28 protein-coding genes are annotated in these 21203 nt (G+C 66.6%); 17 read left to right on the forward strand and 11 right to left on the reverse strand.

Features of this window, described 5'->3' with window-relative positions; genetic code table 11:
- Positions 1-145 precede the first annotated feature (145 nt).
- The 7 genes from SAMIE_RS16165 to SAMIE_RS16195 all read right to left on the reverse strand — a co-directional run bounded on the left by SAMIE_RS16165 (position 146) and on the right by SAMIE_RS16195 (position 7049).
- Entirely contained in the window at positions 146-643 is a 498-nt protein-coding gene (locus SAMIE_RS16165; protein WP_066700769.1) for a GNAT family N-acetyltransferase, read from the reverse strand.
- On the reverse strand, positions 640-1536 hold the full coding sequence (locus tag SAMIE_RS16170) for a DMT family transporter (protein ID WP_066700768.1): 897 nt from the start codon (positions 1534-1536) through the stop codon (positions 640-642). The genes SAMIE_RS16165 and SAMIE_RS16170 overlap by 4 nt, the downstream gene beginning before the upstream one ends.
- Before the next feature lie 16 nt (positions 1537-1552).
- Positions 1553-2710 carry a flavodoxin-dependent (E)-4-hydroxy-3-methylbut-2-enyl-diphosphate synthase gene (ispG, locus tag SAMIE_RS16175; protein WP_066700767.1) on the reverse strand — a complete coding sequence of 386 codons (1158 nt, stop codon included), beginning with the start codon at positions 2708-2710 and terminating at the stop codon, positions 1553-1555.
- Positions 2711-2762: 52 nt separating this feature from the next.
- A complete protein-coding gene (locus SAMIE_RS16180; RefSeq protein ID WP_066700766.1) occupies positions 2763-4064 on the reverse strand; it encodes an OmpP1/FadL family transporter in 1302 nt (433 codons plus the stop codon).
- Positions 4065-4456: 392 nt separating this feature from the next.
- Complete coding sequence (gene pgmG, locus SAMIE_RS16185; protein ID WP_066700765.1) at positions 4457-5833, reverse strand: phosphoglucomutase/phosphomannomutase PgmG; 1377 nt, start codon at positions 5831-5833, stop codon at positions 4457-4459.
- A complete protein-coding gene (locus SAMIE_RS16190) occupies positions 5830-6243 on the reverse strand; it encodes a DnaJ domain-containing protein (RefSeq protein WP_066700764.1) in 414 nt (137 codons plus the stop codon). Before SAMIE_RS16190 ends, pgmG begins: the two co-directional genes overlap by 4 nt.
- On the reverse strand, positions 6243-7049 hold the full coding sequence (locus tag SAMIE_RS16195; protein ID WP_066700763.1) for a division plane positioning ATPase MipZ: 807 nt from the start codon (positions 7047-7049) through the stop codon (positions 6243-6245). Before SAMIE_RS16195 ends, SAMIE_RS16190 begins: the two co-directional genes overlap by 1 nt.
- 108 nt (positions 7050-7157) lie before the next feature.
- On the opposite strand from SAMIE_RS16195, the gene panC reads away from it, so the two are divergent.
- Positions 7158-8003: a pantoate--beta-alanine ligase gene (gene panC / locus SAMIE_RS16200; RefSeq protein ID WP_066700801.1), complete on the forward strand. Its 846-nt coding sequence runs from the start codon at positions 7158-7160 to the stop codon at positions 8001-8003.
- Between the two features lie 104 nt (positions 8004-8107).
- On the opposite strand, the gene SAMIE_RS16205 is transcribed toward panC, so the two are convergent.
- Complete coding sequence (locus tag SAMIE_RS16205; protein ID WP_066700762.1) at positions 8108-8548, reverse strand: CopD family protein; 441 nt, start codon at positions 8546-8548, stop codon at positions 8108-8110.
- A 13-nt stretch (positions 8549-8561) separates the two neighbouring features.
- On the reverse strand, positions 8562-9599 hold the full coding sequence (gene hemE / locus SAMIE_RS16210; RefSeq protein WP_066700761.1) for a uroporphyrinogen decarboxylase: 1038 nt from the start codon (positions 9597-9599) through the stop codon (positions 8562-8564).
- Positions 9600-9893: 294 nt separating this feature from the next.
- Between hemE and SAMIE_RS16215 the strand changes: the two genes are divergently transcribed.
- The 11 genes from SAMIE_RS16215 (at position 9894) to SAMIE_RS16265 (ending at position 16950) form a co-directional block, all read left to right on the forward strand.
- Positions 9894-10718, forward strand: a complete 825-nt coding sequence (locus tag SAMIE_RS16215) for a pyruvate, water dikinase regulatory protein (RefSeq protein WP_066700760.1) — start codon at positions 9894-9896, stop codon at positions 10716-10718.
- Positions 10715-11308, forward strand: a complete 594-nt coding sequence (locus tag SAMIE_RS16220) for a Maf family protein (protein WP_066700759.1) — start codon at positions 10715-10717, stop codon at positions 11306-11308. Before SAMIE_RS16215 ends, SAMIE_RS16220 begins: the two co-directional genes overlap by 4 nt.
- Positions 11305-12132 (forward strand): shikimate dehydrogenase, encoded by an 828-nt coding sequence (gene aroE / locus SAMIE_RS16225; RefSeq protein ID WP_066700758.1) that lies wholly within the window; start codon positions 11305-11307, stop codon positions 12130-12132. The genes SAMIE_RS16220 and aroE overlap by 4 nt, the downstream gene beginning before the upstream one ends.
- Positions 12129-12722 carry a dephospho-CoA kinase gene (gene coaE, locus SAMIE_RS16230; RefSeq protein ID WP_066700757.1) on the forward strand — a complete coding sequence of 198 codons (594 nt, stop codon included), beginning with the start codon at positions 12129-12131 and terminating at the stop codon, positions 12720-12722. Before aroE ends, coaE begins: the two co-directional genes overlap by 4 nt.
- Positions 12723-12753: 31 nt before the next feature.
- A complete protein-coding gene (gene dnaQ, locus SAMIE_RS16235; RefSeq protein ID WP_066700756.1) occupies positions 12754-13446 on the forward strand; it encodes a DNA polymerase III subunit epsilon in 693 nt (230 codons plus the stop codon).
- Positions 13447-13527: 81 nt separating this feature from the next.
- Positions 13528-14121 carry a ribosome hibernation-promoting factor, HPF/YfiA family gene (gene hpf, locus SAMIE_RS16240; protein ID WP_066700755.1) on the forward strand — a complete coding sequence of 198 codons (594 nt, stop codon included), beginning with the start codon at positions 13528-13530 and terminating at the stop codon, positions 14119-14121.
- Between the two features lie 151 nt (positions 14122-14272).
- A complete protein-coding gene (locus SAMIE_RS16245; protein WP_066700800.1) occupies positions 14273-14740 on the forward strand; it encodes a PTS sugar transporter subunit IIA in 468 nt (155 codons plus the stop codon).
- Complete coding sequence (locus SAMIE_RS16250; protein ID WP_066700754.1) at positions 14700-15188, forward strand: PaaI family thioesterase; 489 nt, start codon at positions 14700-14702, stop codon at positions 15186-15188. The genes SAMIE_RS16245 and SAMIE_RS16250 overlap by 41 nt, the downstream gene beginning before the upstream one ends.
- Positions 15178-15519: a DUF1491 family protein gene (locus SAMIE_RS16255; protein ID WP_066700753.1), complete on the forward strand. Its 342-nt coding sequence runs from the start codon at positions 15178-15180 to the stop codon at positions 15517-15519. The genes SAMIE_RS16250 and SAMIE_RS16255 overlap by 11 nt, the downstream gene beginning before the upstream one ends.
- A 179-nt stretch (positions 15520-15698) precedes the next feature.
- Positions 15699-16346: a cell wall hydrolase gene (locus tag SAMIE_RS16260; protein WP_066700752.1), complete on the forward strand. Its 648-nt coding sequence runs from the start codon at positions 15699-15701 to the stop codon at positions 16344-16346.
- A 109-nt stretch (positions 16347-16455) separates the two neighbouring features.
- Positions 16456-16950 (forward strand): MmcB family DNA repair protein, encoded by a 495-nt coding sequence (locus tag SAMIE_RS16265; RefSeq protein ID WP_066700751.1) that lies wholly within the window; start codon positions 16456-16458, stop codon positions 16948-16950.
- 16 nt (positions 16951-16966) lie between these two features.
- On the opposite strand, the gene SAMIE_RS16270 is transcribed toward SAMIE_RS16265, so the two are convergent.
- Entirely contained in the window at positions 16967-17578 is a 612-nt protein-coding gene (locus SAMIE_RS16270) for an ankyrin repeat domain-containing protein (protein ID WP_066700799.1), read from the reverse strand.
- Positions 17579-17618: 40 nt separating this feature from the next.
- Here SAMIE_RS16270 and SAMIE_RS16275 point away from each other — a divergent pair, with 40 nt between their 5' ends.
- Genes SAMIE_RS16275 through SAMIE_RS16290 form a run of 4 tightly spaced genes read left to right on the forward strand, consistent with a single transcriptional unit; the run spans position 17619 to position 19657 of the window.
- Positions 17619-18269, forward strand: a complete 651-nt coding sequence (locus SAMIE_RS16275; protein ID WP_174522221.1) for an SCO family protein — start codon at positions 17619-17621, stop codon at positions 18267-18269.
- Positions 18257-18694, forward strand: coding sequence for a YcgN family cysteine cluster protein (locus SAMIE_RS16280; RefSeq protein WP_066700750.1), 438 nt, complete (start codon positions 18257-18259; stop codon positions 18692-18694). The genes SAMIE_RS16275 and SAMIE_RS16280 overlap by 13 nt, the downstream gene beginning before the upstream one ends.
- Positions 18651-19391 carry a M48 family metallopeptidase gene (locus SAMIE_RS16285; protein WP_126516877.1) on the forward strand — a complete coding sequence of 247 codons (741 nt, stop codon included), beginning with the start codon at positions 18651-18653 and terminating at the stop codon, positions 19389-19391. Before SAMIE_RS16280 ends, SAMIE_RS16285 begins: the two co-directional genes overlap by 44 nt.
- 5 nt (positions 19392-19396) lie before the next feature.
- A complete protein-coding gene (locus SAMIE_RS16290) occupies positions 19397-19657 on the forward strand; it encodes a hypothetical protein (protein WP_066700748.1) in 261 nt (86 codons plus the stop codon).
- Here SAMIE_RS16290 and trhO read toward each other — a convergent pair.
- Positions 19654-20472: an oxygen-dependent tRNA uridine(34) hydroxylase TrhO gene (gene trhO, locus SAMIE_RS16295; protein ID WP_066700747.1), complete on the reverse strand. Its 819-nt coding sequence runs from the start codon at positions 20470-20472 to the stop codon at positions 19654-19656. The genes SAMIE_RS16290 and trhO overlap by 4 nt on opposite strands.
- A 65-nt stretch (positions 20473-20537) precedes the next feature.
- Here trhO and pdeM point away from each other — a divergent pair, with 65 nt between their 5' ends.
- Positions 20538-21197 (forward strand): ligase-associated DNA damage response endonuclease PdeM, encoded by a 660-nt coding sequence (gene pdeM, locus SAMIE_RS16300; protein ID WP_066700746.1) that lies wholly within the window; start codon positions 20538-20540, stop codon positions 21195-21197.
- Positions 21198-21203: the final 6 nt, after the last annotated feature.

Here is a 21203-nt window from a genome sequence, read left to right on the forward strand (position 1 = left end):
CGTCGCGGCATCCGTAACAATGCGTATCGCGGCACCATGGGCCGGGCGGTAGACCCGCGTCAAAGGAGCCGACCGATGATCGCCACTGTCTACCCCGTCCTCGTCCTTGCCGCGCTGGCTTTCTTTGCGGCAACGCTGATCGCCCTCAGCGTCGAGGATTGGCAGAAGAGCTAAGAGCGACCAGCGCTTCGCCGTCCAGCCGCTGCACCGTCCATTCGTCCATGGCGCGCCCGCCGATAGCGCGGTAAAAGGCGATGGCGGGCGCGTTCCAGTCGAGCACCGACCATTCGAGCCGGGCGCAGTCGCGCTCGATCGCAAGGGTCGCGAGGCGCGCCAGCAGCGCTCGCCCCGCGCCGAGACCGCGCGCTTCCGGGCGGACGAACAGATCCTCCAGATAAATGCCCGGCCGCCCTTCGAAGGTCGAGAAATTGTGGAAGAAGAGCGCGAAGCCCACCGCCGCGCCTTCATGATCCGCGATCAGCACCTCCGCCATGGGACGCGGGCCGAACAGGTGGCGGGCCAGCATATCGCGATCCGCCTTCGCTTCATGGGCAAGCCGTTCATAGTCCGCAAGCGCGCGGATGAAGGCGATGATCGTGTCGAGATCATCGGGTCGCGCATCGCGGATCGTGACGCCGCTCATGCCGCCCCCGCCTCCACATGGGCGAGATCCGCCGGTTTCGAACGCGCGGCGATCAGGCAACCGGCGACGATCAGCAGCGCGCCCGCCAGCGTCGTCCAGGTGAGCCGCTCGCCAAACACCAGCCAGCCCATGATCGCGGCCCAGAGAAAAGCGCTATATTCCACCGGAATGAGCCGCTGCGCCTCCGCCCGCGCATAGGCCCAGGCCAGCGAGGCGAGCGAGGTGAAGGCGAGCGCGGCGGCCAGAACGACAAGAGGAACGGATTTCAACGGCGGCGGCGCAAGCAACAGCGCCGCGCCCGGCGCGAACGCGCCAAGCATCACCAGATGCTGAAAGAAGGCGACTTCGATGGGGGACGCGACCTGCGCCTGCCGCCGCTGGATGATGAGGTTCCACGCGAAGAGCACAGCCGACGCCAGCACCGCCAGCGCGCCGAGCAGAGCGTCCGGTTCGTAACGGCCCTGCAGGCGGCCCGACAGGATGACTCCGACCCCGAGCAGGCCGAGCAGCGACGCGCCGATCGCCTGCCGGCCAACCTTCTCCCCCAGCAACAGCGCGGCGAGGTAGAGCGCGATCAGCGGCGCGATGAAGGACAGGGCGATGGCTTCGGCCAGCGGCAGGCGCATGATCGCCCAGAAGAAGAGCAGCGCCATTGCCGCCACCACGACACCGCGCAGCAGGTGAATGCGCAGCACCGCCGCGACTGGCCAGCGCTGGCGCGCCAGCAGCATCAGCACAGCGCCCATGACCGTGCCCGCGACCGCCCGCCAGAACAGCGCATTATACAGGCCGATGGAGAGGCTGAGACCCTTCATCGCCGCATCCATCACGGAAAACAGCGCAACGCCGATACAGCATACGGCAAAGGGAATGGCGAAACCGCGCGAGGACATGGTGGAGGACGCGGCCTTATTCCGCCGCCACCTTGCCCGCGTCGGTGGTTTCGGCTTCGAGCTTCGCGGCTTCGATCTCCGCCGCCTTCGCTTCGACGAGCGCGACGATATGGTCGATCATGCCTTCGTTCTGCACGGTGTGATCGGTGAGGCCCGAAAGATAGACCATATGCTTGCCCGCGCCGCCGCCGGTGAGACCGATGTCGGTTTCGCGCGCTTCGCCGGGACCGTTGACCACACAGCCGAGGACGGAGAGCGACAGGGGCGTGTGGATATGCTGGAGCCGCTCTTCCAGCGCCTGCACGGTGCGGATCACGTCAAAGCCCTGCCGCGCGCAGGACGGGCAGGATATGACCTTGACGCCGCGGGTGCGGATTCCGAGCGATTTGAGGATTTCATAGCCGACGCGCACTTCCTCCTCCGGTTCGGCGGAGAGGGAGACGCGGATCGTGTCGCCGATGCCGGCCCAGAGCAGGTTGCCGATGCCGATGGCGCTCTTGACCGTGCCGCCGATAAGGCCGCCCGCTTCGGTGATGCCAAGGTGCAGCGGGCAATCGACGGCTTCGGCGAGCTGCATATAGGCGGCGACCGCGAGGAACACGTCGCTGGCCTTCACCGCAACCTTATATTCGTGGAAATCCTGATCCTGGAGCAGCCTGATATGATCGAGCGCGGATTCGACCAGCGCTTCGGGGCAAGGCTCGCCATATTTTTCGAGCAGGTCTTTTTCGAGGCTCCCGGCGTTGACGCCGATGCGGATCGAACAGCCATTGGCCTTGGCGGCGTCCACCACTTCCTTGACCCGCGCCTCGGAACCGATGTTGCCGGGGTTGATACGCAGGCAGGCCGCGCCTGCGTCGGCGGCTTCGAGCGCGCGCTTGTAGTGGAAATGGATGTCGGCGACGATGGGGACGCGGGCGGCGCGGACGATCTGTTTCAGGGCGGCGGTCGATTCCTCGTCGGGGCAGGAGACGCGGATGATGTCCACGCCCGCTTCCTCGCAGCGGCGGATCTGGTCGATGGTCGCGCGGACGTCATGCGTCAGCGTGTTGGTCATGGTCTGGACCGTGACCGGCGCGCCGCCGCCCACCGGCACATTGCCGACCATGATCTGACGGCTCTGGCGGCGGGCAATGTCGCGCCAGGGGCGAAGGCCGGGATTATGATCGGACATGGAAAAGGGGCTCCGTAAGCTACGAAGCCCCTATAGAGATTCCCGCCGCCGATTAGAAGCGCAGCGTCACCGATGCCGCGACCTGATCCGCGTTGCCGCTGGTCTGTGCCAGCGTCGTCGCCGTGACGGTGGCGGGCGCGGGATAATAGCTGTCGGGGCGGATGATGTTCGCCTTTTCCACGAAGGTATGCGCGTAGCTGAGGTTGAGCGCAGCGGCGGGCGAGATGTTGAAGGTCGCCCCGCCGGTCAGCCACACGCGGTCGCCATCGGGCACGCGGGTCGTCAGATGCTGCGGATTGGTGGGCGTGCGGTCGAACATCGTTCCCGCGCGCAGCGTCAGCGCGGGGCTGACATCATATTCGGCACCGGCGCTGAACGAATAGCTGTCGCGATAGTCCAGTTCCTTGTTGGTGGTGCCAGTCGCCGATGTGACCGCGATACCCCTGAACTTCGACCAGTTATACCATTTGCCCGTCAGCATCGCGCGCAGGCCGGGCGTCAGCCGGTGCATCATCGACACGGTGACGATGTCGGGCAGGTTGAGCGGCGCGGTGGCGGCGAAGCTGCCATTGCCCGCCGCGATCGGGCCGAGCAGCCCGGAAACGGTCTGCGTCCCTTCCAGATGCTGATTGATGCCCTTGCGGAAATGGACGCCGAAATTGGTGTCGCCGGTGGTGTAGAACACGCCTGCGTTCCAGCCGACCGACCAGTCATGCCCCTTGAGGCTGGCGAAACCGTCGGCGGGCGCCAGCGGCGAAAGCTGCGGCAGGGCGTTGGTGAGCGTCGCCTTCACATATTGCACGTCGACGCCGCCGCCCACGGACAGGCCATCGGTCAGCTTATAAGCGAAGGACGGCTGGATATTATAGGTTTTGAGGTCGGTGTAGAGCGAGTCGTAGCGGCCGAAGAAACCGTCATCATATTCAAGCTTCAGGCCGAAGGGCGCGTTGACGCCGAGGCCCAGCCACAGCCGGTCGCTGACCTGCGCGCTGGCGTAGAAGCTGGGGACCGGAATGACGCTGTCGAAGGGGTTGCCGCCGTCATTGCCCGTGATCGGAGCGCGCACGGGCAGGCCGGGGATCGACCGGTAGCTGCCGCGATTGGTCTGATGCGCCGACGCCATCAGGGCGGACGCGCCCGCCGAAAGCTGGATACCCTGAAGCTGCGTCATCGCGGCGGGGTTGAAATAGATGGTGGAGGGGTCATCGCCCGCCGCGGCGCCGCCGGACAGGGCGCGCCCGGTTTCGATGGGCGACTGTTCCTGAAGGTAGAAGCCGCCGGCGAGGGCGCTTCCCGGCGCGGCGAGCGCGAGCGTGGCGAGCAGGCTGGGGACGAAACGGTGGCGAAGGGACATGGCAGATCCTCTGCTGAAGGCGACTCTTATCGTGCGGTCCGGTGGCGCGTCGAAAGGGCGCGACCCGGTTCTATGGCCCGCCGCTTAGCAAAAATAAGGTTAATTTCCAGTGCCCGTGCCGGGCGGACATGCCGCTTTTCCGGAGCGCCGTGACAGTTACGCTACGGCTGCGCCGTGGAGGATCGCGGAAAAAAGGCAAAAAAAAGCCGCCTCGGAAGGCGGCCTTGAAGTTTTAGGAGAGGATGCCTGAAAGGCCCGTTCCTTTTGCGGTGCAGCGTGCTTCGCCGCAAATGCGAAAAGTGCGGGCACGGTTGCGTTTGTTGCAATCACTTTACAATTTACCGGTTTCCGTAAGGGAAAGTTGCGGCGAAAGACTTTTCGACCTGCCTCTTTCAGTGCCTGTCGGGCAGCGAAAGGCCCACGGCGGACAGGTGCGAATCGAGTTCCGCCAGCAGACGAATCAGGGCGGCGGTATCATCGCCCTCCGCGCGCACGACCAGTGCGCCCTGCGTATTGGACGCGCGCAGCAGCCACCAGCCATCGGCGGTGCGGACGCGCACGCCGTCCAGCTCCACCATGTCCGCGCCCGCGCTTCGCAACCGGCTGGCGACGCGTTCCACGATGCCGAATTTCTCCTCGTCGGGGACGGGAATGTGCAGTTCCGGAGTGATCGCGCCGGTCGGCATCGCGTCGGCCAGAGCCGCGACCGGGCATCGCGCAGCGGACAGGAGCCGGATCAGGCGGACGGCGGCATAGAGTGCGTCGTCATAGCCCGGATGATCGTCGGCGAAAAAGAGATGCCCGGTCGTTTCGCCGCCCAGCGCCGCGCCAATCTGCTTCATTCTGGACTTGATATGGCTGTGCCCCGCCTTCCACATGTCGGGCCGCCCGCCCAGCGTGGCGATGCGGTCGAACACCGCCTGGCTGGTCTTCACATCGGCCACGATCGCCGCGCCGGGGTGCTTTTGCAGCATATCGGCGGCGAAGATGCCGAGCAGCCGGTCGCCCGCAATGGCGCGGCCCTGATGGTCGATCACGCCGATGCGGTCGCCATCGCCGTCGAAGGCCACTCCGAAATCGAGCCGCTTTGAGAGGACCAGCGCGCGCAGATCGGCAAGGTTGGCGTCCACGGCAGGATCGGGATGATGATGCGGGAAGTGACCGTCGACACGGGTGAAGAGCAGATGATGCTCACCGGGCAGGCGCTGCGCCAGTTGCTCGACCGCCGGACCGGCGGCGCCGCTGCCCGTGTCCCAGCCGATGCGAAGCGGACGGCCATCGAAACCCTGCATCAGCCGGTCGACATAGGTTTCGAGCATGTCGACGCCGGTTGCGCGACCCGACCCGCTTTCCCAGTCGCCCTGCGCCGCCATTTGCCCGAGCCGCTGGATGTCCGCGCCGAAGAAGGGCGCATGGGCGTGCACCAGCTTGAAGCCATTCTGGTCGGCGGGATTATGGCTGCCGGTTATCTGTATGCCGCCGTCCACATCGCCCGTCATTTCGGCATGATATAGCATCGGCGTCGGGCCGAGGCCGATGCGGAGCACGTCGATGCCGGTCTGCGTCAGCCCTTCGACCAGCGCGCTTTCCAGCATGGGCGAACTCAGCCGTCCGTCATAGCCCACTGCCACCCGGCGTCCGCCTGCGCGCGCGATGACGGTGCCGAAGCTGCGGCCGAGCGCCCATGCGTCGGCCTCGTGCAGCGTCTTCCCCACGGTGCCGCGCACATCATATTCGCGGAGCAGGGTGGGATGGAAACTATGGCTCACGGTTCCGCGCGGTCGGCGAGCAAGATGTCGCGCGCGGCGTTGATCTGCGCAGCGAGCGCTTCGGTGCCGCCCTTGTCGGGATGGACCGACGCGATGAGGCGGCGGTGCGCGGCGCGGATGGCGGCGGCGCTCGCGTCGGGCGCGACACCCAGCAGCGCGCGCGCCTGCGCCACGGTGTCGGCGCGGGGCGGGGCGGCAGGTGCGATGCGGCGCCTGCCCTGCCTGGCGAAGAAGAGCGCAGCGCCGAGCAGCAGCGGCGCGCCGATCACCGGCTTGCCCTTCGCCGCCATCACCGCGCCGACCAGCGCCGCCCCCAGCACCATGCCATCCTTTGCGCTCATGCGTTGGAGCTTCCCCGTCCAGATCAGCCAGACCGCAAGGCCCGCGAGCAGCAGCGCCAGCAGGCCCATCAGGCCGCGCCGAGCAGGTCCATTGAGGACGCGCCCTCGCGCGTCGGCAGCGCAAGGCCCGACACCATCTCGCGCAGTTCCTGCCGCGCGGCGATGTGGCTGACGCCAAGGTCGCCCAGATGCCCCTTGTCGAGCAGGGTCAGGCCCGAGGGAAAAAGCTCGCGGAAGATGACGCGTTCCGACAGCCCCGGAATAACGCGGAAGCCGACGCGGCGGGACAGTTCCATGAGCGCGTCGCCCACGCGTTTCTTGTTGCGGGCGTCATGATGCTGGACGCGGTTGCGCAGCACGACCCAGTCGATCGAGACGCCGTCCGCCTTGGCGCGGGTCTTGCGCGCTTCGAAGATGAGTTCGGAATAGAAGGAGAGGCGGCGGACCTTGAAGGTTTCGGCGTCCACCTGCCCGATGAGGTCGAAGTCGACGAAGCTGTCGTTCATCGGCGTGACCAGCGTGTTGGCGCGCGCGGCCATATGGCGCGCGAAGGCGTCGTCGCGGCCGGGCGTATCGACGATCAGAAAGTCCCTGTTATCGCCGACCGCCGCCGATTCCGCCTCCAGCGCGTCGATGCTGTCGCCCTTCAGCACTGCAAAGTCGGGCGCGGGCAGGTCGATACCGCGCCGCCGCGCGGTTTCGGCGCGATTCTCCATATAGCGGGTAACGGTGCGCTGGCGCGGATCGAGGTCGATCATGCCGACGCGGTGCCCGAGCGCGGTCAGCGCGATGGCGGTGTGGACCGCCGTGGTCGACTTGCCGGTGCCGCCCTTTTCATTGGCGAAGACGATGAGGTGCGGCTGCGCGTTGGCCATTGGTCGCCTGATGATCCCTGTTATCGCAATCTGTGTTGACGGTCCTGCCCGCCCATGCCTTAGCAGGACAGCCCCTTGACCCCTGCCCTTATCGGAGCCGTTCTCCCCGTGCAAACGCTGCGTGATGTCCCCGCCCTCCGCTCCGCCGTGGAGGCTCTCAAAAGCGACGGAAAACCGCTGGTTCTGGTGCCGACCATGGGCGCGCTTCATGACGGACACATGGCGCTGGTCGAGGAAGGGCGGCGGCACGGGCGGCATGTCGTCGTGTCGATCTTCGTCAATCCCAAACAGTTCGGGCCGAACGAGGATCTGGACGCCTATCCCCGGCGCGAGGCGAAGGACGCGCAGATGCTGACCGCCGCAGGAGTCGACATCCTGTGGGCGCCGCCGGTGGAGGTCATGTATCCGCAGGGCTTTGCCACCAATATCGGCGTTTCAGGGGTGAGCGAGGGGCTGGACGGGGCGGCGCGTCCGGGGCATTTCGACGGGGTGGCGACGGTCGTCACCAAGCTGTTCAACCAGGTGCGGCCCGATGTCGCGATCTTTGGGCAGAAGGATTATCAGCAGCTTGCGGTGATCCGGCGGATGGTGGCGGACCTCGATATGGGGATCGAGATTGTCGGCCTGCCGACGCAGCGGGCCGAGGACGGCCTCGCTCTCTCATCCCGTAACGCGTATCTCAGCGAAGACGAACGCAAGGCGGCTCTCGCGCTGCCGAGGGCGCTGGGCGAGGCCAAGCGGCAGATCGAGAAGGGCGATCCGGTGGACGGCGCGCTGGCGAAAGCGGTGGCGACGCTGGCGGCGCATGGATTCGATCCCATAGACTATGTGACGCTGTGCGACGCCACGACGCTGGAGCCGATGCATGTCGCGGATCGCCCCGGCCGGCTGCTGGGCGCGGCCAAGCTGGGCACGACGCGGCTCATCGACAATATCGCGGTCGATCCCGCTTAGCTTCGCATATTTCCCGCAAGTTTTGACATAAAGTTGCGCGGGCGCGATCCTATCGCAAAGCTGTGCCACCCTTTTACCAGCACGGGTGCGGCTAGGACAGGCGGTCAGAAGGGCTTGACGATCACCGCGATGACGATGACGGCCGCGGCGATGCCCGGCACTTCGTTCAGCATCCGGAGCTGGCGGTCGGTGAGCGGCCGTTCGCCCCGCGCCAGCTTCTTCGCATAGCCCGCGATCCAGCCATGATAGGCCGACAGGCCCAGCACAAAGAGCAGCTTCAGGTGGAACCAGCCGAAGTGCCATGCGCCGATCTCCACCATCAGCATGAGGCCGAAGAGCCAGACGAGGACCAGCGAGGGATTGAGGATGATCCTGAGCAGGCGGGTTTCCCGCTCGATCCACTTTCGGTCCTCGGGCGAACCCGGCGCGGTTTCCTGATGGTAGACGAAGAAGCGCGGCATCATGAACAGCCCTGCCATCAGGAAGATGACGAAGATCACATGGGCCGCTTTGACCCAGAGATAGGCAGCGCCGAGATAGGCCATGCGTCAGGACTCCTTATCGCCGCACATAGCTAAGCAATGCCTCGACATGCGCAATGGGCGTGTCGGGCAATATGCCGTGGCCAAGGTTCAGGATGTGCGGGCGGCCCGCGAAGGCGGCGCGGATAGTGTCGACCGCCCGCTCCACCGCCGCCCCGCCCGCGATTAGGGCAAGCGGATCGAGATTGCCCTGCACCGGCATGCCGGAGGGCAGCGCTTCGTTCGCCCAGCGCGGGTCGATGGTTTCATCGACACCCACCGCATCCACGCCGGTAGCCCGCGCATAATCGGCGAGCTTCGCGCCCGCGCCCTTGGGGAAGCCGATGACCGGGATGGAAGGATGGGTCGCTTTCAGCTTCTCCACGATGCGGCGATTGGGTTCGATCACCCAGCGTTCGAACTGGGCGGGGGCGAGGCTGCCCGCCCAGCTATCGAAGAGCTGCACCGCCTCCACCCCCGCGTCGATCTGGCCGGAGAGATAGGTGACGGTGGCGTCGACGATGGCGTCGATCAGCGCGGCGAAGCGGTCCGTCTGCTGATAGGCCATGCGCCGCGCCGCGCCATGATCCCTGCTGCCCTGCCCGGCGACCATATAGGTGGCGACGGTCCACGGACTGCCCGCAAAGCCGAGGAAAGTGACGGAAGGGTCGAGCGCGGCCTTCACCCGGCGCACGGTTTCATAGACCGCCTCGAAGCGGGAGAAGTCAGGGGTCAGCGCCGACAGCTCCGTTTCGGCGAGGATCGGCGCGAGGCGCGGGCCTTCGCCTGCCTCGAACCACAGATCCTGTCCCATGGCGTAAGGGACGATCAATATGTCGGAAAAGAGGATCGCGCCGTCGAAGCCGAAGCGGCGCAGCGGCTGGAGCGTGACTTCGGCGGCCGCTTCGCTGTCATAGACGAGTTCCAGGAAGCCGCCCTTCTGCGCCCGCAGCGCGCGATATTCGGGCAGATAGCGTCCCGCCTGCCGCATCAGCCACATCGGCGGGACGACGGGAATCTCTCCGCGCAGGACGCCGAGCAGCGGCTTTTCGATCGGGCCGGACGGAGCGTCCATATGCTCTCACTCTCTCTTCATTATTTAGATTCAAAGGATGATGGAGATAGATGCTCCGTTGGCAGCGGGGTTTATGCGCAGCGCCCGATTTTGCCAACAGCTTGACTCCCGCAGGGCGCGCTTTGCCGTCCGAGTCATGAGAGTTACCCCCGTTATCCACAGCATGTGGATGGAAAAGTGGGTCTGTTGGGGGTCTGTGGATAAGAATCCCGGCTCCGGGGACAGGGCGATGGGGCAAAGCTGTCCACAATTTCATCCCTTGCTTTATCCACAGCCCCCTCACAGAGATGTCCCATGGCGCGCATCCACCTGCACCTCCTCTCCGACTCCACCGGCGAGACGCTGGAGAATATCGCCAAGGCGGCGATCGGCCTGTTCGAAAATGTCGAGGCGATCCGCCATTTCTGGCCGATGGTCCGGTCCGAAGTCCATCTCGACCGGATCATGGAGGAAATCGCCGCCAATCCCGGTCTCGTCCTCTTCACCCTCACCAACCATCTGCTGCGCAAGCGGCTGGAGGCGCGGTGCCGGACGCTGGGCCTGCCGCATGTCGCCGCGCTCGACAGCGTGGCGGACGCGCTGTCCAACATATTGGGGCAGGAAACGCGCACGCGGCCGGGGCGCAAACATATTCTCGACGAAGCCTATTTCGCGCGGATCGAGGCGATCCAGTTCACCATCGCCCATGACGACGGCGTGGGGCACGAAAATTGGGAGGAGGCCGACATCGTGCTGGCGGGCGTGTCGCGCGCGTCGAAGACGCCGACCTCCATCTACCTCGCCAATCGCGGTTACAAGACGGCGAATATTCCGCTGGTGCCCGAATCCCCGCCGCCGCGCTGCCTCTACAATCTGCGGCATCCGATGGTCGTGGGCCTGACCGTCAGCCCCGAACGGCTGATCCAGATCCGGCGCAACCGGCTGCTGTCGCTCAATCAGGCGCCCGAGACCGCCTATGTCGATATCGACAAGGTACAGGCGGAACTGGCCTTTGCCCGGCGGATGTTCGCCGACAATGGCTGGCCGGTGATCGACATGACGCGCCGCTCTATCGAGGAGGCTGCCGCCGCGATCATCAACCTGTTCAACGACCGCGAACTGGCGGAGGCGGAAGGATGATCGTGCTCGCTTCGCAGAGCGCGAGCCGCCGGGCGATGCTGACCGCCGCTCAGGTGCCGTTCGAGGCGCTGTCGCCGGGCGTGGACGAGGAAGCGGCGAAAGAAGCGCTGCGCGGCGATGGCATCGACGCGCGGGCGCTCGCCGATGCGCTGGCCGAACTGAAGGCGCTCAGGGTGTCGCGGCGGGTGCCGGGCGCGCTGGTGCTGGGATGCGACCAGACGCTCTCGCTCGACGACGGGAGCATGATCGACAAGGCGGTGGACCGCGAGGACGCGCGCCGCATCCTGAAACTTCTTTCCGGGCGGGTGCATCACCTGCACAGCGCGGCGGTAATGGCTCTGAACGGCGAAGCGATCTGGCGTCATGTCGAGCGGGTGCGGATGACGGTGCGGCCGCTGTCGGACGCCTTCATCGACGCCTATCTCGATGCGGACTGGGACCAGTTGCGCTGGTGCGTGGGCTGTTACCGGATCGAGGGACCGGGGGCGCAGCTTTTCAGCAGGGTCGAGGGCAGCCAGTTCGCGATTCAGGGGTTGCCGCTGCTCGCTTTGCTTGACTTTCTGCGTGTGCGCGGCGTTCTGGCGGCATGAGCGACGCCCTTCCCTATGCTGAAGTCATCGGCGATCCGATTGCGCACAGCAAATCGCCGCTGATCCACAATTTCTGGCTCGACGCCCTCAACATCGAGGCGGAATATCGCAAGACCCATGTACGGGCGGAGGAACTGGGCAGCTATTTCCTGCGGCGGCGGGCCGATCCCGACTGGCTGGGGTGCAACATCACGATTCCGCACAAGATCGCTGTGATGGACTATGTCGACGATCCGGGCGGGGTTCGCGAGCGGATCGGGGCGGTCAACACTATCGCGAGCGAAACGGGCGGGCCGCTGATCGGCACCAATACCGATGCGGGCGGCTTCCTCCAGCCACTGCTGCGCGACAAGTGGAAGGGCGAGAGCGCGGTGCTGGTCGGTGCGGGGGGCGCGGCACGGGCGATCCTTTTTGCGCTGACGACTCTGGGCGTGTCCGACATTACGATCATGGCGCGCGATGCGGGGAAAGGGCAGGCGCTGCTCGACCGGGCCGGGGTGAAGGGCCGGGTGATCGGCATGGCCGACGCGCTGCCGCCCGTCGATCTGCTGGTCAATTCCACCTCGCTCGGCATGGTGGGGCAGCCGGTGCTGGAGCTGGACCTGTCGCCTCTGCCCGCCAGCGCGACGGTCTACGACATCGTCTATGCGCCGCTGGAGACAGGGCTGCTGAAGGCGGCGCGGGCGCGTGACCTGAAGACGCTCGATGGCCTGGAAATGCTGATCGGTCAGGCGGCGCTCGCGTTCGACATCTTCTTCGACGCGCAGGCGCCGCGCGAGCTGGACGCGGAGCTGCGCGCGCTGCTGCTTTCGGGCGGGGAATGAAGGTCTACGGCCTCACCGGCTCGATCGGGATGGGGAAGTCGGCGGTCGCCGCCATGTTCCGCCGCCTCGCCGTGCCGCTGTTCGACGCCGACGCCGAAGTGCATCGCCTGCAGGGACCGGGCGGCGCGCTGCTGACTGCGATCGAGGCGCGCTTTCCCGGCACGACCGGTCCCATGGGCGTCGACCGCGCGAAGCTGGGCGCGGCGGTGTTCGGCCATGCGGGCGAGCGGCGCGCGCTCGAAGCCATCGTCCACCCGGCGGTGCGGGAATCGCGGGAAAAGTTCCTGCGCCGCAACCGCTCCCGCCCCTTCGTCATCCTCGACATACCGCTCTTGTTCGAAACCCATGGGCATAAATGGCTCGACGGCATCATCGTCGTGACCGCTCCGGCGTGGAAGCAGCGCAAGCGCGTGCTGGCGCGGCCCGGCATGACTCCCGGCAAATTCCGGCAGATCAGGCGGCTCCAGACCCCCGACGCGGAAAAGCGCCGCCGCGCCGACCATATCATCCATACCGGCACCACCTTCGCCGCGACGCAGGCACAGGTTCGCCGTCTCGTCGCTTGCCTTGGGGCCAAGACAGGCCGATAAGGGTCAGCCATAGACTCGATGCGAAGAGGCGATGCGCGAGGTTATTTTCGACACCGAAACGACGGGCTTCGATCCTGCTTCCGGCGACCGGATGGTCGAGATCGGCTGCATCGAACTGGTGAACCGGGTGCCCACCGGGCGCACATTCCACGCTTATTATCATCCCGAGCGCGACATGCCCGCCGCCGCTTTTGCCGTGCACGGTCTGTCGGCCGACTTCCTCGCCAAACATCCGGTGTTCGCCAGAGGCGCGCTGGAGCTGCTCGACTTTCTGGAGGACAGCCCGCTGGTCGCGCATAATGCGCGGTTCGACTTCGGCTTCCTCAACCATGAACTGCGCCTGTGCGGCCATCCCGAAGTTTCGATGGACCGGATGATCGACACCGTCGCCATCGCCCGGCAACTGCATCCGGGCGCCAAGCACAGCCTCGACGCGCTCTGCTCGCGCTATGGCATCGACCGCAGCCACCGCGTCAAACATGGCGCGCTGCTCGACGCCGAACTGCTCGCGCAACTTTACATCGAACTGACCGGCGGCCGTCAGATCGGCCTTGGTCTTGCACAGGAGGAAGGCATTGAGATCGTCAGGGTGGAACTGACGGCGGACGCCGTGGTTCGCCCTGTGCGTCCCGCGCGGGTCTTTACGGCCAGCGCGGCGGAGCTGGAGCGGCATGCAGCGTTCGTCGCGACGCTGAAAGAGCCGCTCTGGTTGCAGGAGGCATAGACCCTTATCGAAGTGGCCTATGCCTCCCGGAAGGAACCGGGCCGCCGTTCTGGCGGGCCGGCAAGAACAAGGAGAAGGCATATGGATATTCGTGTTTCCGGACATCAGGTCGAAACGGGCGACGCGCTCAAGAGCCACGTCACCGATCGTTTGCAGGCCGTGGCCGAGAAATATTTTTCCCGCGCGCTTTCCGCCCAGGTCACGTTCCGCACCGCGCCGCACGGCGCTTTCCATTGCGACATCGTCTGCCATGTGATGACCGGGCTGATCCTCAAAGGCGCGGGCGAAGCGCAGGATGCGCATCCCGCCTTCGACCAGGCCGCCGACCGGATCGAAAAGCAGTTGCGCCGCTATATGCGCCGCCTCAAGGACCGCAGCGCGCAGGCCGCCGCCGCCGAGGCGCAGCGGGAGAACGGCTATAGCGTCGATGAGATAGACGGCGCGGGCTACACCATCTTCGCGGGCGGCAGCGAGGAGGAGGAAGCGCAGGACGCGCCCCTGATCGTCGCGGAAACGCGCGTCGACATCCCCGAAGCCAGCGTGTCGGACGCGGTGATGATGCTGGACCTGCGCAACACCAACGCGCTCCTGTTCCTGAATGCGGGCACGTCCGCCTATAATATGGTCTATCGCCGCCACGACGGCACGATTGGCTGGGTGGAACCCCGCGCCTGATCTTCCCAGACCGGAGGGGCGATGCGCCCCTCCCCCGCCCGGCCCCGCTGTTGACCTGAACCCGCAGGCGGCTTATGGGGCCGGGCTTTCACAACCCGAGAACAAGCGCGCCCCTTTTTTGTCAGCGCGGCTCGGCGGTTTCGGATTGCTCATGGTTGATTTCAACGACATCGTTTCACCCGAAGCGCTGGCTACGGGCGTTGCCGCCAATGGGAAGAAGGCGCTTTTCCAGAAGATCGCGTCGCTTGCGGCCTGCGCCTACGGCCTTGAGGCCGACGAGGTGGGCGACGCCCTGTTCGAGCGGGAGCGGCTGGGATCGACCGGTTTCGGCGGCGGAGTCGCCATTCCCCATGCCAAGATCGCGGGCCTCGACCGGATGTGCGGCGTGGTCGTGCTGCTCGATCCGGCGGTGCCGTTCGATGCGGTGGACGATGCGCCGGTCGATGTCGTCTTCGCGCTCCTGTCGCCCGTCGACAGCGGGGCCGAGCATCTGAAGACTCTGGCGCGGGTGTCGCGCTATCTGCGCGACGAGGCGGTGGTGACGCGGCTGCGCGGCGCGAAATCGACGGGCGCGCTGCATGCGCTGCTTTCGGGCGCGGGCGCGCGTGACGCCGCCTGAAGGCCTGTCGGGCGAGGAAGCGCATTTCCGCGCGCTCGAACAGCTTTACCGGTCCGCGCCGATCAATCGCCTGTTCCGGTCGGAGCTGACGATCCCGCAGGCTGGGCGGTCGGTCATCGACTTCGATGTGGATGAGACCCAGTTCCACGCGGCGGGCGCGGTGCACGGCACCGTCTATTTCAAGATGCTGGACGATGCGGCCTTCTATGCCGCCAACAGTCTGGTCAGCGACCGTTTCCTTCTGACCACCGCGTTCAACCTGCTGTTCACGCGCCCTATCGGGCCGGGCCGAATCCGCGCCGAGGGCCGATGGATCAGCGGCAAGCGCCGCGTCTATGTCGCCGAGGCGAGTCTGATCGATTCGGACGGGGAAGAAGTCGGGCGCGGCACCGGCACTTTCATGCGGTCGCAATTCGCGCTGTCGTCGCTGCCGGGCTATGGCGGCTGAGGCGCGGCTGACCAGCGCGATGCTGGTCGGCGCGCTGCGGCGGCGCGTGGGGGAGCAGGGCGGCTTTGCCACCGTGGTGGCGAAGGGGGATGAGTTAAGCGGCGTCATCCTCATCCAGGCACTTGAAAAGGGGCGCTATTGCGGGCTGTTCGAGCGGGTCGCGCGGGTCGACGGCGGCTATGAACTGATGCGCTGCGGACCGGGCGGGGATGAGGCGGCGGAGGCCGTCGATCAATATCTGGGGCGTCGGCGGCGGTCGGACCCCGACCTGTGGATCGTCGAACTCGATATCCCGGATGCAGAACGGTTCGCCGCTGAAACGATCTGCTGATCGTTGACTCCCCGTCACGGTTCGTCCAGAGCGCCCGCCACGCCAACGCGCAGGTTGTCGCATTCGCCCAACGGGGGGCGGGCGCGGTAAACACGCAGACGGGAGGCGGCCTGACGTCGAACGGGAATATGGGTTAAGAATCGACGCCCCGGCCAAGAACCGCCTTATTTTGAGTAAAGATGAGTTTCCGCCTGAAAGCCGCGATCACCGCGGCGTTTGCCCTGTCCGCCATCGCTGCGGTCACGGCGTCCGACATGTCGATCGCAGGGGAAGCGATCCCGTCGGCCATTTCCCTTTCTACAGCGCTTCCGCAGGCGCCCGCAGCCGGATCGTCCGCTGTCGTCTTTGCCGCGCCGCGTGAAATCGCGCAGCCGCTTGGCAATGTAAACAATTCCACCCCTTCCGAAGTTCCCGCACGCAGCCTCGCTGCTCTGGTCGATGCGCAAGGCGCGCCCGAGGAGTTGGACGGCGACATGAAGTGCCTGGCCGGAGCGGTCTATTTCGAATCGAAGGGCGAAAGCCTCGAAGGCCAGTTGGCCGTTGCGCGCGTCATCATCAATCGCGCCCGGTCGGGCCGCTTCGCCAGCAGCCTGTGCGGCGTCGTCTATCAGCCCAGCCAGTTCAGCTTCGTGCGCGGCGGCGGGATGCCCCCGATCCGCACCGAGAGCCGTGACTGGCGCGAGGCCGTCGCCATCGCCCAGATCGCCGCAGAGGACGAATGGGACAGCCAGGCCGAAGGCGCGCTGTTCTTCCACGCGCGCCGCGTGTCGCCGGGCTGGGGCAAGACCCGGCTCGCGTCGATCGACAATCATATCTTTTACCGCTGACCCGCTGCGCCCCGCCGCGCAACCTTTCGGCCCTGAAATGCGACAGGCCGGTTCGGAGCGATCCGAATCGGCCTTTTCATTTGTTCCCATCCTGTTCTAATGATCGGGGATGGACAGCGCCCTCCCCGATAGCTGCTCGCCGCTGACGGATGGCACCGCGCTCGCCGTGGCGCGGGGCACGCTGCGGCTTTTCTTCCGGCACGACATGAGCGGGATACTGGAAGTGCCGCTGCCCAACGGGCGGCGCGCCGACATCATGGCGATCGACGGGGCGGGGCGGCTGACCATCGTCGAGATCAAGTGCAGCCGCGCGGACCTGTTGGGCGACATGAAGTGGCCCGACTATTTCGACTATTGCGACCGTTTCTTCTGGGCGGTGCCGGCGGGGTTCGACATCGCCCTGTTCGACAGCGAGGCGCTATGGCCGGGGCGCACCGGCCTGATCGTCGCGGATCAATATGACGCCGAACTGGTCCGCCCCGCCCCGGTCGAACCGCTGGCGGCGGCGCGGCGCAAGGCGGAAACGCTGCGCTTCGCGCGGCGCGCGGCCCGGCGGCTGACCGCGATCGGCGATCCCGATCATGCCGCGGAGCTGGGCTGGTAGAGCGCGCCGACCGCCCTTAAAAGACCGGACCCTGCACCGGGCCGCTGGGCTTTTTGCTGGCCTTCGCCGCGTCGAGCGCTTCGACGAGGCCGGGGGTGCGATTGTCGCGCTGCGCATAGTCGCGCGCGGACATGCCCGCGATGGTGTCGCGCTTGGCCGGGTTCGCGCCCTGCGCCACCAGCAGGCGGACGAGGCCGAGATCACGCAACTGCACCGCCCGGATCAGCGGGGTTTCGCCGCTGTCATTCGCCTTGTCGACCTGCGCGTTGAAGGTCAGGAGCGTGCGCACCCCTTCCTCGAACCGGCCCTGCACCGCATCCATCAGCGGCGTGTTGCCGCCATTGTCGGTCAGGTTGGGATTGGCCCCCTTCGCCAGCAGGAAGGCAAGCCAGGTCGCGTCGCGCCGGGCGACGACGATGTGCAGCGCATTTTCGCCGCTGTTGACGTCACGGCTGTTGACCACGGTGGAGCCGGGCTTCTGGAGCAGGTCGGTGGCTTTCTGCCCGTCCTTGTCCTTCACGGCCTTGAGGAAATTATAGGCGTCGGAAAATTGCGCCTGCGCCGGGGCGGGCGCCAGCAGCGCCAGGGCGATCGACCCCAAGAAAGCGGAAAGGATGCGGTTCTTCATGATGCGTCCCACTGGATTGCAAATGCCCACCTAGCAGGGCATGGCTGGCCTTGCCATGAACAAACACGTCACCGCCGCGCTGATGCCCGCCCTCGCCCTGCTTGCCGCCTGCAATATGGGAGGCGCGGGCAACGCATCAAGCGACAGCGCGCCGGGCGAACTGGTCGGCGCGAAGATCGGCGCGCCCTTCACCCTCACTAATCAGGACGGGAAGCCGACCCGCTGGAACGATTTCACCGGCCAGTGGCGCATCGTCTATTTCGGCTACACCTATTGCCCGGACATCTGCCCGGTCGACCTGCAACGCATCATGCAGGGCTTTGCGCGGTTCGAGAAGGAAAAGCCCAAGCTCGCCGCCAAGGTGCAGCCGATGCTGATCTCCGTCGATCCCGAGCGGGATACGCCCGCCGTGCTCAAAAATTATGTCGCCGCCTTCCACCCGCGCCTCATCGGCCTTACCGGCACGAAGGACGAGATCGCGAAGGTCGCGAAGGATTTCGTCGTCGTCTATTCGCCCGAACGGCAGAAGGGCGCGAGCGACTATCTGGTCAGCCACAGCCGCACCCCCTATCTGTTCGATCCCCAAGGCAAGCCGGTGGCGCTGGTGCCCGTGGACGATCCGGCGACGGCGGACGTGGACGAAGGCGCGCCGGAGAAGGTTCAGGCGTTTCTCGACACATGGATCAAGTGACGCCCTTCTGGGAAAAACCCCTCGACCAGCTCGACCGCGCGCAATGGGAAGCGCTGTGCGACGGGTGCGGCAAATGCTGCCTGCACAAGGCCGAGGACGAGGATACGGGGCGCATCTATCCGACCAATGTCGCCTGCCGCCTGCTCGACCGGCAATCGGGGCAATGCTGCAACTATAAGGACCGGCGCAAATTCGTGCCCGACTGCGTGCGGCTGACCCCGGCCAAGGTGAGGCAGATCGGCTGGCTGCCCCGGACATGCGCCTATCGGCTGCGCGGCGAGGGATTGCCGTTGCCGGAGTGGCATTACCTGATCTGCGGCGACCGCGAAGCGGTGCATCGCGCGGGCGAATCGGTGCGCGGCTGGACGGTCGCGGAAGCCGATGCGGGCGACTGGGAGAATCATCTTGTCGACCGCGAGCTTTGAGAGCGGCGCGACCATCCTGATCGACGGCGCGGCGATGCCGGTGCGCGTGCGGCGCTCGGCACGGGCGCGCTTCTATCGTCTGACCATCGACAGCGCGCGGGGCGAACTGCGCCTGTCGATGCCGACGCGGGCGAACCTCAGGAAAGCGCTGCTCTGGGCGCAGGACCATGAAGGCTGGGTGCGCGCGCAGATGGCGCGGCAGCCCGCAGCGATGCGGCTGATCGACGGGGCGACATTCCCGCTCGAGGGGCGGGAGGTGCGCATCTGCTGGATCGCAGGGGCGACCCGGACGATCCGGCTGGAGGGCGACCGGCTGATGCTCGGCGGCGCGGCGGAGTCGGTGGGCGCGCGGGTGATGCGATGGCTGCGGGCGCGGGCGAAGGCGGTGCTGGAGGCGGAAACGCGGGCGATGGCGCGCGAATATGGCCTCACTGTCGCATCGGTGGGTGTGGGCGATCCGCGCAGCCGCTGGGGCAGTTGCACTTCGTCGGGCGCGATCCGCTATAGCTGGCGGCTGATCCTCGCCCCGCCCGACGTGCGCCGCGCGACGGTGGCGCACGAACTGGCGCATCTGCTCCATATGGACCACAGCCCGGCCTTCCACGCTGCCCACGCCCGCATATTGGGCGGCGATCCCCGCCCCGCCCGCGCCTGGCTGCGTGCGCAGGGCGCGGGGCTGCACCGCTACAGCGAGTGAGACAGGTGGCGCGGCGCAAACGCTATCTCACGGCGACGATGCCCGATGGCTATGTGAAGCGGATCGGCCCGACCGCCGACGCGCTCACCCATTACTGGCGCATCGTCGCCGTGCTGGAAAACGGGAAGACCGAAGTCTTCTGGGGCCACAGCCGCTCGCTGGCGGAAGCGAAGAAGCTGCAGGGACCGGCGGCGGACGGGGCGCGGATGCGGGGCTGGAAAAGCTATGCGTTCGAGATCGCCGAACTGGTGGAGAGCGACAGCTAGGCCCGATGCGGCCATGCGCCGTCGCCGGGGCAGTCATGGACGGCGTCGCGCGGGTGCGGCAGGCCGCACGCGCGGCAGGTGACGTGATCGCCGGGGACGAGGCCGTGGCCGACGCTCACCCGCTCGTCGAAAACATAGCATTGGCCCTGCCAGCGGCTCTCGCTTTCGGGCATTTCCTCCAGATAGCGCAATATGCCGCCGTTCAGATGATAGACCTCGTCGAAGCCGCGCGCTTTCACCAGAGCGGTCGATTTTTCGCAACGTATGCCGCCGGTGCAGAACATCGCGATCTTCGGCGTGCGTCCCTGCGCGCGCAGATCCCCGGCGAAGGCGTCGAACCATGACGGAAAGTCGCGGAAGGAGCGGGTTTCGGGGTCGATTGCGCCCTCGAACGTGCCGCAAGCGACCTCATAGGCGTTGCGCGTGTCGATGACGACCGTGTCGGGATCGGCGATCAGCGCGTTCCAGTCGACGGGATCGAGGTGAATGCCCGCCTGCGTCGCGGGATCGAGGTCGCCTGCGCCCAGCGTCACGATTTCCGCCTTCACCTTCACCTTCATGCGGGCGAAGGGCGCATCGTCGCTGTGGCTATATTTGACGTCGAGGTCGGCGCAGCCGGGGAGCGCGCGGATATGATCGACCAGCGCGGTAATCGCGTCGCTGTCGCCCGCGACGGTGCCGTTGATCCCCTCCCCCGCGACGATCAGCGTGCCGCAGGTGCCGAGCGCGGCTGTCCGCTCGCGCAGGCCGGCGGCGATGGCCTGCGGATCGGGGAAGCGGGCGAAGCGGTAGAGGGCGGCGATGGTGAAGGACATGAGGCGCGCTATAGGGGCAGCTGCGCCCTCTTGAAAGGCGGGACGGACGGGCGCATAGGCGGGGCATGGTTCCCCTTTCGTTCGCCGGTCAGGAGTTTCTCGCGCTGCCCGAGGCTGCGCTTTACTGGCCCGCGCAGAAGGCGCTGCTGGTCGCCGATCTCCATTTCGAGAAGGCGAGCTGGTTCGCGCGCTTCGGCCAGTTCCTGCCGCCGCATGACAGCGCGGCGACGCTGGACCTGATCGAGATGCTGGTGGCGCGGACGGGCGCGCGCCGGGTCTGGTCGCTGGGGGACAGTTTCCACGATGCCGATGGCGCAGCGCGGCTCGACAGGCGCTCGCGCGACCGGCTGGGGGCGCTGACGGCGGGTCTGGACTGGGTGTGGATCACCGGCAACCATGATGCGGGCGTGGCGGCGATGCCCGGCGGGCGGCGCGTCGCGGAAGCGGAGGTGGCGGGCATCCGGCTGCGGCACGAAGCCGACCCGGCCGATCCCGCACCGGAAATTTCGGGTCATTTTCATCCGAAACTGCGCCTGTCGCTGCGCGGGCGGCATGTGTCGCGGCGCTGCTTCGTAGGGTCGGCGACGAAGCTCATCCTGCCCGCGCTCGGCGCTCTGACCGGGGGGCTGGACGCGGGCCATGGCGAGATTCGCCGGGCGGTGGGGCCGGGTGCGGCTGCGTTGGTGCCGGTCGCCGACCGGCTGCTGCGCTTTCCGTTGGCGTAAACTTCC

Origin of the sequence: Sphingobium amiense (assembly GCF_003967075.1) — a bacterium.
GTDB lineage: Bacteria > Pseudomonadota > Alphaproteobacteria > Sphingomonadales > Sphingomonadaceae > Sphingobium > Sphingobium amiense.